The following is a 16,505-nucleotide window of genomic DNA, read 5'->3' on the forward strand; positions in this document are numbered from 1 at the left end:
ATGAAAATACTAGGAGTAATAATTCTATTCTTGTTTGCTTTTAAAGCACAAGGTCAGGATTCATTGAGAAATTTCTCTCCCAACAGGGCTTATTCGTTATGCGGTGAGGCACCTAACAAATCCATGTTTGGAGCTTCCAGCGGATTTGTCTGCCAGGGTGGTTTTTCCAAGCTGTATTATATTATTAAACCTTCCAATACGGTAACCTTGGGTACTACCAATCTATTTCGATTCAGGGGTTATGCGGACGGAACCGCAACATTGCCGCTTTCCATTTCATACAAATTGTACGGTGGATTTAATCCGGGAGACGATTATGCGACCTGGGTTGAAAATAATACAGTATCACCCGCCATCACCGGAAGTGCTACCACATCTCAGCAAAATTTGTCAACAACTTTAAATGCCGGAAAACATTACCTGCTTGAAGTGACCGTTCAATCTTGTTATGGCAGGATCGAATTCTCATTTACGAACTTCGATCTAAGATGCAGCCAGCAAATTGCCTGTGAGAATTGCATTCCAAAATTTCAACCGGTTTCGGGAGAGTATTTAGTGACGGCCTGGGTGAAGGAAGAAAATGGCAATGATAAGATCACCTATACCAATTGCCAATTGAAAGTTACTGCGAATAGTGTTTTAACCAATGTTCCGGTTTCAGGACAAATCGTAGATGGCTGGCAGCGTATGGAACAAATAGTTACTACAGGTCCAACTGGTGATTTTAAAATTGATCTGATTGCATTATCACCATCTGTGAGCTGTTATTTCGATGATATACGGGTTATTCCGAATGACGGAAGTATGATCAGTTATGTTTACGACCCGATTACCTTGCGATTAGTCGCAGAATTGGATGAACGGAATTATGCCAAGATCTATGAATACGATGAAGAAGGAAAATTGGTCTGCGTAAAGAAGGAAACCGAAAAAGGAGTCATGACTATTCAGTCGACGAAAGAAAACCAATCCGTTAAAGGAGCATACTAAAAGTTATGAAATACAGCCTTGCAATAATTTATTCGTTTTTATCCTTTTTGAGTATCAGTCAGGAAATAAAACCATTGGATGCAAAGTCTTTCAACGGTGAAATGGCTTTGTTAGGGAAAAAAATGAATGCTGAATTGGTTTCCTGTAAATTCAAAAAAGAAGTTTTTAAAGACATTAATTCTTCTGTAGCAATAGAATCCAGTACCGGCGAAATTATTCGCGGGAAGGGATTGGAGTACAAGATGGTTAACCCGGGAATGATTAGTTTCCAAACAAATAACCTGAATGTGGTTGTGGATTCTCTGGATAAAATTGTCTATATCAGCAATGTAGATTCTTCGATGAGACAGATTGCTCAAATGCAGCAGATTCCCCCGGATGCTTTGAAGGATTATAAATTGGAAAAAGTCATTTTCTCCAATTACTATATTTTAAAAGCTGCGCCTAAAAATGCTTCAATAGGGACTATGGAGTTTTATGTACATTCTAAAACTACGGAACTCTACAAATTGAATATTTTTTATCCTCCCGGAAACTACTTTTCGGAAGCGTTGGAAGATGAAACGATTGAGTCTCCTTACCTGACAATCATTTTTGAGCCTATGAAGAAATTGAAGGAGACAAGCGGCCTCATTTCTCTGGAGAATATATTGGAAAAAACCACATCAGGAGATTATGCCTTATCACCCAAAATGGAAGGTTTTCAACTGAAGGATACACGATACAAATACAAACCCACTAAATAATCGAGTCTATGTCACTAGTAAGATTCATACCACTATTCATTATTCTTCTTATTTCATTAGGAGGAAATGCAACCCTATTACCGCATAATACGATAATACTCACGGGTGCTGCAACAACGGGGACCACTTCGATAACTCCGCCTTCCTGGTCTTTAAGCTCTACGGATCTTACAAGGAAAGGGGTGCTTACTTTTGGAGTTGATCATCATTATACGAGTATTGTCAGTCAATCGAAAACTGAAATTACGGTTAGTGTTGAAAAGTATACAACTTATAGTGCTTTGACACCTGCATCAACGGAAACTAAGACAATGACCGTTTATTACTATCCGATTGATTCGGCAAGTTATGTTGATGAAAACACGCTGACTTTTGACAACGTGGAGAAGCTGAAAGTGACTATTACTCAAATCAAGGTAAATGGGGTGGTCCAAAGCACTCTTCCGGGGAATTTGTATTTACAGGGAGATGTCTTCGTAGACCGCGTGTATGACTTTTTACCACAGGTCGGGTTCACGGCTTATAATCTGACGACCGCCTTACCTGTCGATATTGATTGTGATGAAGTAGATGATGAATTAACTGTTTCCTGGGACGCTGTGCCGGGAGCAGAAGAGTACCAGTTGGAATGGACATTTATCAATACAGTAGATGTCTTACCTGCCGATATTCCGAACTTAAAGGTAGATTTTCATACAAATTCTATCCGAATTTCAACAACGGATTTAAGCTATAAACTTTCCTTGTTATTTGATAAGGGAGTAATCAGTTTCCGGGTTCGTGCAGTCGGAAGATCCTTAATTGATCCGAGTAAACTGTTATTTTCCAGCTGGTCTAGTGCAGATGGATTAATTGCCTTGAGTACGATTCCGGCAGCTGCAAAATACCAGGTTACTGTTCCATACGATGTGAAGAAGAACTGGCAGTATAGTGCAACATATGCCGAAGAAGGAAAGAAAAAGGAGGTGGTTTCTTTTTACGATGGATCTTTGAGAAACCGTCAAATGGTTACTAAGGTTAACTCGGATCACAATACAATTGTTGGAGAGACCATTTACGACCATAACGGCAGACCAACTGTCCAAGTGTTGCCTGTTCCGGTTGCCAGCCCTGATTGCGAGGTAGAGGATACTGAAAACTCCTTGAAATATTATCCTGAATTCAACAAGAATTTATCAAATAATCCGTATTCAAAAGCAGATTTTGATGTTTCAAATCCGGCTGATAGCTGTAATCCGGCTCAGTTAGGGGGAATGAATACCAATTCGGGAGCATCCAACTATTATTCTTCCAGTAATCCCAATACAGTCGGAAGTCAGGGATTTGTTCCCAATGCTGAACAGTTCCCGTTCAGTCAGGTAGAATACATGCCAGACAATACCGGTCGTATTCGTAGACAGGGTGGTGTTGGTGAAGATTTCCAATTGGGAAGCGGTCATGAAACATTCTATTATTATGCGCATCCATTCCAGGAGCAATTAGACCGTTTGTTTGGTTCCGAAGTAGGTGACGCATCACACTATCAGAAAAATATGGTGGTGGACCCGAATGGCCAGGTTAGCGTCTCGTATTTGGATCAGGAGGGAAGAACTATTGCTACATCTTTAGCAGGCCAGGCACCGAATAACCTGAGTGCATTACCTTCAGCTGCAGCAGTTGCACCATTAACTGTTGATTTATTTGCAAAAGACGCGAATGGGAACTCCACATCCAATAAGCTGTCTTCAGACGGAGTTTCCAAGGTTTTCAATCAAACGATTTCTTTGAGCTCGGTTTCTGATGTAACGATCACTTACGATATCGCTGTCGGACAATACTCGAATAGCTGCATGGATGTATGCTTCAATTGTGTTTATGACTTATCGATTGAGGTTCGCGATCTTTGTGGGGAGTTGGTTAGTCCTCCTGAATTGGCCGATAGATTGTCGGGCCGTTTTACTGTGGTTGAAGACAGCCTGGTATTTCAAACGGATTGTGCTCCTTACAGCTTCAATAATACGTTTGTGATAGAAGATTTACCGGTAGGAACTTACCAAATCTCAAAAACATTAACGGTGAACCAGGAAGCACTGGATGCTTACATGGCGATGTATACGGATCCAACTTCGGGAATCAATACTTGTATTGAAGATTATACGACTATTTTGGACCAGGTGGGAGAAAGCTCCAATATCGATGATTGTTTGGAAGATTTCAGCTGTGCAGAGTGTGTAACCAACTTGGGAAGTTTACTGGAGTATATCAATGCCGGAGGAACGGAGGATCAGTACAACGAAGAGTTGGCTGCATGTAACCTGCCTTGTAAAGCAGCATCTTACTATGAGAATATGCGTAACATATTGATGGTAGATGTGAAACCGAACGGACAATACGGTGAATACTTAAATAACCTGAACCAGGTTCAACCCTCTATCTTCCCGCTTTCGGTTTTGAATGAAGGTAACGATTTACCGAAAAGCAATCCTACTATTAGCCTTAGCTCTCATTGGAGAAATCCGCGTTACGATGTGGAAGCTACTATCCAAAACTATTATTTTGATGAAGACGGGGTAACGATTTCACGCATCATGCTGGATAATGTTACATTTTCCGGTAGTACAATCACCGGTTCTGTTCCGGCAATTCAGCCTGCTTTGACTTTGGGCACGCACGTTTTCCTGGATCCGTTAAGCGGGAATTATTATACTTATCCGCAATACTTATTGAACTTAAGTGATTTTGTAAGCTATTACAATGTGAATCCTAATTGGGCAAACTCCCTGGTTTACTATCATCCGGAGTATAATATGTTAATGACTTACAAAAGTTTCTATACAAAAGTGAATGCTTCTGACCCTTTTACTTCTGAGTCGTTTGACCAGGAAATGATGAGTGTCAATACCTGGGCCGATGCAATCACTGCGGGATTCATCAACCCAAGTTATGCTTCAGTTGGTGTAACAAGCCGCTTGAATAACATCCTTACTATTAATGGAACATATCCGTGGGATCCGTTCTCCAATTATGTGAATCCATCCGGTATGAATGCAAAAGTATTCAATTACATTACTATCAACGGAGTGAACTATTCCATGATGGAAGCCGCAGCCATGATGAACCGTGGTGGGAATAATTTAATCGGAACGACTCCAAGTGCGGCAGACCTGGATTGGGGGAAAGACATTTTAACGAATACCCCAACTCAAAACACACAATTACGCAATGATGAATGGATGACATTCAGAGGATTGTATTTGGCTGCTAAACAGGAATTACAGATGAATGTTGCCCGTACAAATGCTTTGGGTTCTACGAACCCCGGTTACAATGAATGTATCGGGAACCTGGATTTTAACCCGTTTACTTATAACTTCCTTCAGATTACACCATTCACTCCGCCATACTGGGGTGGTCAATTCTTAAATGTCGCACAGCCATGTGGTGCGTATACCTACGAATTATACAAATACAAACAAATCCGTTTTGGGACGACTTTGGCGAATGTCAACTCTGATCCAAGCCAGATCGCATATCAACAATATATTTTAACAGGCCAATGTCCGATTGCAAGCACTTTCGAGCGCGTGCTATCAGAGTCGGCAAGTACAGGTGTTTTGGATGACAATGGTTTCACAGTTAACCTGAATTCATTATCGGGATTGATTTTGTCTATGCAGGATTTTGAAACACCGGTTTCAATGCCGGCGCTTACCTGGAATCAGGTTACAAATACCAGTACCATTTTAGAAGTTGAATGGGATGAGGCCGGAAATACCTTCGGAACCTTCAAATTGGAAAAAGATCCGGGTAGTATGACCTACAACTGGTCGGATATTATTTCATTCGGAAATCTTCATTTTACTGCATTAACCGGCTCGTTGTATGAGTTTACGGTTGTAGCGCAGGTTAATATTTCTGGAACGCTGTACACACAGAACTTGAGTGGAAATACGACCTTTAAGATTGGTAACTGTACTTTCCCGGATGTTTGTAAGAAAAATGACTTTGGAAAAGCATTGGAGAATTTGACAAATGCTTTAGCGCAAATGGGTACTTTGACAAGTGCTTCTCTTGTAAGCCTGAATGTTACTCCATACTCCGGATTTATTAATAATGCAGTGAAATATACTGTTAATCCTACTTATGCCGGCGCAACTATTCAGTGGAAATACAATTCTACAATCCCCGGATTCGAATTAACTGACGGAGTAAAAACGATCCGTATCAAAATCCTGAGTACAAACCCTTCGTCATTCGCTTTGGGCTCACTTTCGTCAATTGCTTCAATTGCTGAAATGATTCCTGGCCCGAATAATACTATGGAATTAGTCTGCAACGATGCATCCGGAAACTACCTGGTTACCTTATCGTGTGATTTGATCCGTTCAGATAATGTGATGATTCCGGTTGGAGAATGCGGATTGGATGATGCCATCCTTTGTACCGGATTGGAGTACGATACTTACGACGATCTAATGGCTGTTTTGGAATTTTCACTGGAGAACCAAAATGAACCGTTCAACTTATACAATACACCTTTATGGACTTCAGTTTTAAATAGCCAGCTGCCAAGTGCACCAACAACTATTGTCGGGGATGTAGATAACGCAACGGGTGATACTTTAACTTACGATCTTCCGGGATCGTGTGATTTGGTTTTAGCTTACCTGGGATCGAATCCGAATTTCAGTTACAACAATATCACTTCCGTTGATGATATTAAATTAATTGAATCAAATTACTATGGTTCTTACAATGAATTCAGATTGTATGTCACGTATACTTATGGCGGCGTTTCCTACCGGGATTCGATTGACGGGAACTCTTGTTTCGAATTGAAGATCTGTGAGGGATGTACGGAACCTGCGGGTAATGGAGGCCAGGGACCTGCGAGTTCGGAGCAAACAGATGGAATCATTGATTTTGGTTCGTTGAACGATGAGCTTTCAACCGAGATCGATAACAATTCGGAAATGTATTGTTTGGATATTTACGAGGATTATTTGAGTATCTATAACCTTGCTATCGATACCATGACAGCTCTTGGATGCAGTAATCCCCAGGCCGCACTTCCTTTGATCCCTTACAATACGTTTGTGGCAATGAATTTATGCTGTGAATCTGGGTTTATGGAAGTTTCCAGCCTGATTACAAAGTTGCTTGCGATTACCCTGTCTCCGAGCTGTACCCCTGCGGTTCCAAAAGTAGACCGTCAGGAATGTTTGCCATTGAATGATGAAAATGTTCCTTATTGTACCAAAGTCTATTATGAGTATACGAAGGCAGTTAACTTTTTCAATAACAATGCTCCATGGCCGAATGCAAACAATATAGATCTTACCACAGCTGCACAATCATCATTTAGTTGTGAGTGCTTTGCGAATTATTTGACTTACCTATTTGAATACATTACTGCGTCAGCTAATGAAAATCTAACTCACCCGATGAGTATTGCAGATTATTGTGCTCAAATGACGGATGAACCGCAGAGTTCGTGCAGTCTGGAGTATGATCAATATGTAGCAACTACGCTGAACTTCAACGCTCAAAGCGGACCGGGTGCTCCTTTGCCAATCCTGGATTACGATGTTTTTGTAGATAAAGGGCTTTGTATTTGTGTGGACGAGTATTGTTCAGAGTTAAACTTAGGCCTAAATGGATTACTAAGCGCCGGAGTACCGGATTTATTGGAATATTGCTTGTCCGATCCGGAAGTTCCTTGTGTGATGGATACAGCAATGGTGAGTTTTGAGTCATTTGACATGCCGTTCAGCGATCCGTGTACGGAGTTTTATCAAAGCAACAATGAGGTGAATGCTCAAATTGCTTACAACGAGCAGATTCAGCTTTTACAAACCCAATTGGGTACGGAATACATCAAACATTGTATGAGTGCTGTAGAGAATATGAGCATGACTTACAATGAAATTGAGCACCATTTTACACTTTATTATTACGACCAGGCAGGAAACCTGATTAAAACAGTTCCACCTGAAGGGGTCGAGTTAATCGATATTAGTAATACGACCATCAAGAACGCCATCAAAGCGGATAGATTAAACAATACACACCAGGTGATCACGAACCACCGAATGGCAACTACTTATTTATACAACTCTTTGAATCAGCTGGTGGCTCAGAATATGCCTGATCAGGACGCAATGGATGTTTTTGAATTGACATTGCCTAATGGTTTACCTCTCGGATTAAGTACAACTGCAATCCAAATGGTCGATGCGAACCAGGGCTACTTATCCGGTTATATGGATGCTCCTGCAGCTCCTATGCTCAATCGTGGTTATTTGTACAGAACTACAAATGGTGGATTAAACTGGACACGTGTAACAAATACGCTTGGTTCTGATCTGAAGGAAGTGAAAATGGCTTCTGCCACAATTGGATATGCTATCGGGACAGGTGGTATTGCCCTTATTACAAAAGACGGCGGTCAGAATTGGGATTTGATCAATACTTCATTGACGTCTGATCTATCAGCGATTGAAGTGGTAGGAACAGATGCTTATGTACTTGAACGAATTGGCGGTCAAATACGTAAAATAACTTCTGCCGGGGTTGTAAGTGCTTATGGTACTCCTCCGACTGGTGCATATCCAGTTGTGGAATGGAAAGATTTCACACTACAGGGGAATATAACGAATATGATCGGGATAGTTTACCTGGTTACTCTGACGGAATCATCCGTTAATTATGATGCTTCCATTGTAAGTAATACCGCAACAACCTATGTCGTTGATAAAACATTGGTTGGGAATCTGGGGGCTATGTCATTTGTGAATGCGAATGACGGCTACATTGCCGGAGCCGACGGGAACATCTCTTTTATTAATGGAAATACGACCTCCGCATACAGGCAGCAATTGAAATTGTCGGGAACTGCCGGATTGATCGATCAGATTTTCATGTTAGATGCTTCAAAAGGAATTGCACGTGTTACTGAAAATGGCGTGAAGGTGATTCGTAAGACCGTTGATGGTGGTTTAACCTGGACGGCTTTGTCGGATAATTACACAGGTGCTAACCTGTCATTCATCAGGAGAACGGGGACCACTTTAGAAGTGATGCTTCAGGGAAATACCGGTGCACCTTTGAATAAGTGCTACACCAAGAATATCCTGATTAGCTCAACGGGTGTTTTTGGTGAAATCGATCAAACACCTGCATTGCCTCAGACATTTAATTTTGAGGTGACAGCTACGTATAATGATGGTACGAATGTGACTTATTTCGGAATCGGGCTTTCAGGAGGAAATTACAAATTGTATCGCTCGAATACATTTACAGGAATGTCGGCGGATATTACTTATACTGATGTTTCTCTTTTAGGGACAAGTTCTATTGTACCGAAGGAAATGGTGATCGTTAAGAACGGATCCGGAGTTGGGGTAGAAGTACTTGCAACGAATGGTATTATTTATCGAGCGAAATCAGTAGCTGCAATCAGTGGCGCCTATGATCCTTTTGCTGCTGTTTCCGGAACGAATAACGCTTTTGTTTCCCTGGATAAAATCACTATTTCTGCGTTGGATTACGTAGTTGCTTATCGATCTACGGATAAACGTATTTACGGAAAGGCAGGGACTTCTTCAGGACCTTTCTACTATTACAATACGACTTTGAACCCGGGTACTTCGACCATTGCAAAATTGGCTGTCCACGGTTCAAATATTACCATTGCCGGTACTTTCGGAGGTCTTTTCACGGCTCCATCCGTTAATGCAATCCCGACATCCAACGGGGCACTTTCTTTAACGTTTACGGATAGAACGCAGCATCGTTTAACCGGAATGACCAGTTTGCGTAAAACGGCTTCTGCAATCTTACTTACCGGACAAAACGGACAGGTATTTAACAGACCGGTTACGGCGTCAGTCAGCACCATTAATTTACGCCCGATCGGTTCTACTTCGAATGTTTCTACAGCAAATGAGTATGTTTCAAGCAGTATTGCTTACTACCTGGTTGCCGGAGCAGATGGATTACTGGCAACCCTAAAATCCACAACGTGGGGATTAGAACCGGCATTGTATACTACGACCGGTACGAAAGTTTCCGATCACAGTGCAGCGAACGATATCAATGACATTGCGGTGAATGGTCTGGCAGTTTATTTGGTTGGAGAAAATGGTTCGGCATATTACACGGCCAATATTACTACGGATTTCTTTATTCCAAGTGCTAGTTCTACGAGTAACACTCTTCAGGGAGTTGATTTCATTACCGGATTTACTACAAAAGCCATGGCAGTTGGAAAAAGCTCGGAAGTGGTTCGTTTCAATACTACTTTTGGAACACGTATCAACCGGGTATTTAGCGGAAAAATGAACGATGTGCATTTTGAGAATGGCTTGTTCGGAACTGTTATCGGTGATTATTACTTTATTCGATCAACGGTCGATGGTGGTGCGAGTTGGAAAATCAATGTTCCTTCGATCAGTGTCGGAACCACCGGATTGACAAAAGTTTGGACGAAGTCTAAACCGAATGGTCAGCACTTTGCAGTTGTGGGAGCAGTCAATAATGTCATTAAAGTTGACAATGGAGTTCTTACCATGACTGGTATTTCAGGAACGGTTAATGACATTCAATTCGCTAAAACAGATCCGTTATTCGGGTATATTTTGTTCAACAATACCTTTGCAAAAATCCCGCTTACTCCATCCGGAGGAACCTATAACCTGCCGGGTTCCTATCCTGCAGTTTACACAGCTTCGAACCCGCTTAGAGGATTGTACGTGTTTGAAAATAAATCCGCTGTGATGGTGGGTGATGCAGGAAATATTCATTATTACAGACTGAGTACAAACACCAACTATTCGTTGGCAACTGTCTCAGGAGTAACTTTTAGAGATGTGTACTTCCTGGACAACAAAATTGGTTTGGCGGTTGGAAATACCGGAGCAATTTACAGATTGAACTCTCCGAACAATGATAACGTAACGCATGATATTTTAGCTTCAGGCTTTACGGCAACAAACCAATTGTTTACGGATCCGCTGGCAATTGCACCAAGCTTATACAATATTGTTGCTATTGCATTTAGTTCACAGAATACGGCAATATATGGAGGAAACTTCCTGACAACAGCCAATGCCAATGCAAACCAGGCTTTGGTCAGAAATCTGAAGTTTGAAAGCGGTTTGTATTCCGCGAAATTCTATTATGATCGTTTAGGAAGAATTGTGGTAAGCCAGAATTCCCGCCAATGGGGTAATTCAACTACCGTAAATGATGATAAGTATTCCTACACCCTGTATGATGCTTTGGGTCGTGTTTATGAAGCAGGTGAAATGGGATCAAATGGAGATGGAGGCCCTGTATTCGCGAGTATTTTCGGAACAAACGTTGGGGGAATGACGGTTCCGAATGTAATTGATGATACAAAACTGGCCTACTGGCTGAACTACGATCCTACATTTACCCGTAAAGAGGTTACCAGAAGCTATTATGATAAAACCAATACGGTTATCAGTACAGAGGTTACTTCCCTCACTAGTTTGAATACTGCTACTCAGCGTAAACGCATTGTTCACGTGACTTATATGGAAGTTTATTCGCCGAATGCCAATGAATACGATCATGCAACACATTACGATTACGATATTCATGGAAATGTGAAAACTTTGTACCAGGATAATCGATTGATAAAGGATATAACAGGGATTGGAGATCAACGCCTGAAACGCCTGGATTATATTTATGATCTGATTTCCGGAAACGTGCATCGTGTGGATTACCAAACAGGCAGCGCTGATCAGTGGCATCATGCTTACAATTACGATGCGGATAACCGCATTACCGATGTGTATACGACCGTGGAAACACCTTTAACTTCCACTAATTCTTCTATTGCTTCCCTGCAAAATGAACCGGAATGGAGCACGCTATGGGACCGTGAAGCCGATTATGAATATTACCAGCATGGTCTATTGGCCCGAACAGTATTAGGAGACCAGAAAGTACAGGGAATTGATTATGTGTACACGCTTCAGGGCTGGACGAAATCTGTTAACTCCAATACCCTGGATGCCAATCGGGATCCTGGTATGGATGGCGCCAGTTTGAGTAGTAATCACGCAGTAGCGCGTGATGTTTATGGCTATAGTTTGCATTATTTTGATGGAGATTATCCGGGAGCGATTGGTGGAAATAATAGTTTTGTTGCCACTCAATCGGGAAGTGTATTAGTGGCAAATTCAGCTGATTTATATAATGGAAATATTGCCCGGATGATAACTACAATTACCAACCCGGATGATCGAACAGTACTTCCGTTAGGGAATGCTTATCGTTATGACCAGCTGAATCGCATAAAAGAATCCCGTAGTTATACAGACATCAATTTGGGGGCTAATTCCTGGAATAGCTCAGGTACTACCAGGTATTACAATGCTTTTGTTTATGATGCCAATGGGAATATCGTTCATCAGGATCGTAGGGACGACGTCGGTGCGAATATAGACTTCATGACTTATAACTACGAAAGTATAGGAGGAACAATTGATAGCAAGTACACGAATCCGGCAATGAAAGTGAAGCGCAACCGATTGCACAATGTAAATGATAACTCTAATTACGATTCGGAGGATATTGACCCCGGGCAAGCAGTTAATAATTACACTTACGATTCCGAAGGAAGACTAATTGGTGATGCTCAGGAGTTTATTTCCTCTATAACCTGGCGTGTAGATGGAAAAGTTAAAAAGATTACGCGCACTCCGGGTTCCGGCAAGAAAAACGTATCTTTTGATTACGATGCGATGGGGCATCGCATTGCAAAACATGCATATACGGACGCGAACGTGCTGGAGAAATCAACATATTACATATTGGATGCTCAGGGAAATACTATGAGTGTGTACGAGCGTTCAATTAATGCCAATGCATCAAGTATTTCCTATGCTCAAACAGAAAAGCACATTTATGGTTCTGGTCGTTTAGGACTTCATGCTGAGCGTATTCATTTGCTCGGGACTCAAAATGATACTTATTCCATGAGCAATATCCAACACCATATTGGTAATAAAAGTTACGAACTTTCGAATCACTTAGGAAACGTTTTAACGATTATTTCTGATAAGGTCATTCCTCATAACAATGCAGGAAGTGTGGATTACTACCTGGCAGATATTCGTCAGGCAACGGATTACAGTCCATTCGGCGTGATTCTGAAAGGACGTAACTTCGAACCGGATCCTTATGTGGAAAGTTTCCCTACGGTGCAAACAATTTACAGCACGGACTTTGAAAATCCGACGGTAACAACGGTGGGATCCATAACGACTATAGACGGTTGGTGGCACTATAGCTCCACGACCCTTTCGTTGGACAATACAGCTACTCAACGCCTGAAAGTAGTAAGTACCAACGGAGCACATGGAGCACATCAATTCTTTACGGTTGCAACAGGAGTGTCTCATACACTATCAGTAAAAATTGATAAAGGGACAGCTTCGGTAGTGAATATCCTGGTGTTCTACAATTGTCCAAGTATGAGTAGTGTTACCGGATCTGCTTATACGGTTGTTCCTGCAAACAGTAATGGAACATATACCTTGAATTTTACGAGTACGACAGGATATATCTTCGTGCAAATTCGCCAATCCGGGACCTACTATTTGGATGATATTTCGATAGTCAATAATGCGGCTACAGGTACTATGACGCATAGTTTGGTGCATCGTTACGGATTTAATGGAATGGAACGTGATGATGAAATATCTGGTATTGGGAATAATTATACAACTGAATTTAGACAGTTAGACCCAAGGTTGGGGAGATGGTTAAGTATGGACCCTGTTACTCACTTCATGCTTTCTCCTTATCAATCATTTGACAATAATCCGATCTATTTTATCGATCCAAAAGGCACTAACGCTTCTGGGAACGGCGGCGGAGATAAGAAAGTCAAAGTTTCGGCTTCAGTCAACCAACCTATTCCAAATGAAGCAAAACCAAACTATGGTAAAACAAATAAATTTTCTCTCGCAGAGGATATCTTAAAGCAGGTTAAGACTAAAGTTAATGTTGCAAGTGAAGCAAAGCCTTCGGAAATAATGCCTGAAGGTAAGACAACACTTCTTGAATTTGCTAACGCTCTATTAGGTAACCCTTCCCTAGCTCCCACAGCCCCTATAAACATTGAATATGATGATTATGGAACTGATGAAGATGAGTTGGATTTAACACTTGAAAAAATGAAGATTGTTGGTACAGCCAAACTTATTAATGTTGGTGCCTCATCTAAAACAGAATCCACGGGTTCTACCAAAACATATTCTGTAGAAGAGTTCAATAAATTGTCTTTTGATGCCAGTGTTAATGTAGGAGTTGAAAGTGAAAAGAAAGGCAGTAAAAAAGGTGTAAGTGGTGAAATAAATGCTGGATATGAAAGTGGTCAACAAAAATCTACTTCTACTACTAATACATTGAACGTATCTAATTCATATACTATAACTTCGTATACTTATGAGGTTATGATTGAGTTTACAATTAAAATGGATTTTGATGATCAAGATGAATTACAGTGGGGTGGTGGCGATAATAAAACAGGGACAATTACAATTAAAGTCCCAGCAACAATTACTGTTGAATCACCATTATTTTAATTAATTATGAGAACGACCTATAAAATTTTAAAGGTGGTATTTGGATTATCCACTTTAAGCTTAGTCATTACTTCTATTTATTTCGTTGGAGAAGTAGTGAATTACAAAAACTTGATTACTGATACTTATATTAAGTTGGTAATTTCAAGTGTTTTAATGATTTTCTTAACGTTATTAATGTCGTTAATTTATGTTTTGTTAAGAAACGAAGGAGGAAAGGATGGATAGTTTGGGTAACAGGAAGTGTTCAATTAGTTGTTATTATTAAACATAAAATTAGAATCTGATTTTCAAGGTAATGTTCCTACTGTATTATAGATTTAGTTTATTTTTCATCTGAAAATCATGAAATAATTTTTAAAATAAGAATTGTCAAGGAGATAGTTTGTTATCTCCTTGACAATCAAATATTTAAATATAGGCCATAAATCCAATCCATGTGGTAATGTTCCAGGTCTGTTGATAGGTCTAATTATCTACTATATTTTCATTGTCCTTGCTTTGGACTCATTTAAGGTGAAACGAATAACCAAATCCTTACACATTTCCCACATCTGCCTCCGGTTTTTTGGAATTCTGCCCGGTATGACCTAAATTATAGTGGTATAAAACGCTGTTTATGCCCAAAAAGAAGTCGTTTATCCGGAATTTGTATGCCATTACAAAGGCGACATTCAAAGATTGGTTAAAGGCGGACCCGTTCCGGCAGAGTGCGGTGGTGGCTTATTATGCGGTGTTCTCGATTCCGGCTTTGCTGGTTATTGTTATAGCGGTTGCCGGATTGGTTTTCGGAGAAGAAGCTGTTCAGGGCCAGATATCCCTCCAAATCGAAGGTGCACTTGGAAACGAAACCGCGGAATCCATTGAAAGCATTATTGCCAAAGTTTCGGAAGAAAAAACCTCTATCCTGGCAACAGTTATCGGGGTGGTGACCTTGATTGTAGGTTCTACGGGTGTTTTTACCGAATTACAGACCTCATTGAACCAAATTTGGGAAGTACAGGTGGTCGCAAAGAAAAAATGGCTCAAAACGCTTAAAACACGTTTATTTTCTTTCGGGTTGGTCTTGTCGCTGGGATTTTTAATGCTGGTATCGCTTCTACTCACTGCCGGGATCGAAGCTTTGAGTGAAATGATTAAGAATCGTTTCCCGGATTTTGTACCGTTTTTGCTGAGAATCGCCGGCTTCGTGCTATCGTTTGGGGTGATAACCGTGCTCTTTGCCCTGATGTTCAAAATACTCCCGGACGCAAAAATCAAGTTGCGGGACGTTTGGATCGGTGCAATGGTTACTACCCTGCTCTTTATACTCGGTAAGTTCGGGTTGGGAATCTATTTTGCAAAAGCAAATCCCGGTTCTGCATACGGAGCTGCAGGATCGATTGTTTTAGTAATGCTATGGGTTTCGTATTCCTGCATGATCTTATTTTTCGGAGCGGAATTTACCAAGCAGTATGCCACTTTTCACGGGCATGACATTCAACCCAAACCGGAAGCCAGAATTGTAGAACAGCCTGATCCGAAGGCAATTTAATTTAAAAAATGAATGCTATGGTTTCGCGTATTGTTAATTGCTTGATTTGTTTCGTATCGCTTCATTCCTTTTCACAAGGATATTCCGGGAATTTTGAGGTTTCTGATAAAAACAGGATGTATCATTTTACACTTTTGAATGGAAGGATGAATAATCCGGTTTATACGATTTTAGACGAAACCACTCACATCAACAGCATGTATCTCAGTGATTCAATAGTTCTTTCGGGTATTGACTCCATAACGGTTTCATCAAAGAAAGACAGTTTGCTGAACCGGTTCCTGGCAAATTTTTCAGGGACTTATGCCGAGTACAATAAAAAGGGCAGAATGGTTGTCGCCAGCTATTACCCGAAGCCTACAACTCTTGACAGTGCTTTTTACAAGCCGACAGAAGATCAGCGGATAAATTTTTACCCGAATGGAAACCCTTACGCGCAGTTTTATCAGAAGAACGGGCATCCGGCGAGAAGCATTGTTTATTACACACGCGATGGAGAAATAGACCACATAACCGATCTTTCACAATATGCTGAAGGTGAACAGGTGGTAATCCAGAATCCCTATGATTTCCGAAAGCGGAAGGAAACGCTCAAAATTGTCATAGAATAGATTAATTCTACAGTGTATT

General features: G+C 40.9%; 5 protein-coding genes. All 5 read left to right on the plus strand.

The features are described 5' to 3' along the window. Positions 1 to 990: a hypothetical protein gene (locus QZT69_RS04815; protein WP_294671085.1), complete on the plus strand. Its 990-nt coding sequence runs from the start codon at positions 1 to 3 to the stop codon at positions 988 to 990. A gap of 5 nt (positions 991 to 995) precedes the next feature. Continuing rightward, entirely contained in the window at positions 996 to 1,736 is a 741-nt protein-coding gene (locus tag QZT69_RS04820; protein ID WP_294671087.1) for a hypothetical protein, read from the plus strand. 8 nt (positions 1,737 to 1,744) lie between these two features. Then, on the plus strand, positions 1,745 to 14,341 hold the full coding sequence (locus QZT69_RS04825; protein WP_294671090.1) for an RHS repeat-associated core domain-containing protein: 12,597 nt from the start codon (positions 1,745 to 1,747) through the stop codon (positions 14,339 to 14,341). 619 nt (positions 14,342 to 14,960) lie between these two features. Further along, positions 14,961 to 15,875: a YihY/virulence factor BrkB family protein gene (locus QZT69_RS04830; protein WP_294671093.1), complete on the plus strand. Its 915-nt coding sequence runs from the start codon at positions 14,961 to 14,963 to the stop codon at positions 15,873 to 15,875. 17 nt (positions 15,876 to 15,892) lie between these two features. After that, on the plus strand, positions 15,893 to 16,486 hold the full coding sequence (locus QZT69_RS04835; RefSeq protein ID WP_294671096.1) for a hypothetical protein: 594 nt from the start codon (positions 15,893 to 15,895) through the stop codon (positions 16,484 to 16,486). Positions 16,487 to 16,505: the final 19 nt, after the last annotated feature.

Source organism: uncultured Fluviicola sp. (genome assembly GCF_902168135.1).
Taxonomy (GTDB): Bacteria; Bacteroidota; Bacteroidia; order Flavobacteriales_D; family Crocinitomicaceae; genus Fluviicola.

What these genes read in the sequence shown, in the direction of transcription:
- QZT69_RS04815 (WP_294671085.1), top strand. Translation starts at nt 1, where the DNA reads ATGAAAATACTAGGAGTAATAATTCTATTCTTGTTTGCTTTTAAAGCA.
- QZT69_RS04820 (WP_294671087.1), top strand. Translation starts at nt 996, where the DNA reads ATGAAATACAGCCTTGCAATAATTTATTCGTTTTTATCCTTTTTGAGT.
- QZT69_RS04825 (WP_294671090.1), top strand. Translation starts at nt 1,745, where the DNA reads ATGTCACTAGTAAGATTCATACCACTATTCATTATTCTTCTTATTTCA.
- QZT69_RS04830 (WP_294671093.1), top strand. Translation starts at nt 14,961, where the DNA reads ATGCCCAAAAAGAAGTCGTTTATCCGGAATTTGTATGCCATTACAAAG.
- QZT69_RS04835 (WP_294671096.1), top strand. Translation starts at nt 15,893, where the DNA reads ATGGTTTCGCGTATTGTTAATTGCTTGATTTGTTTCGTATCGCTTCAT.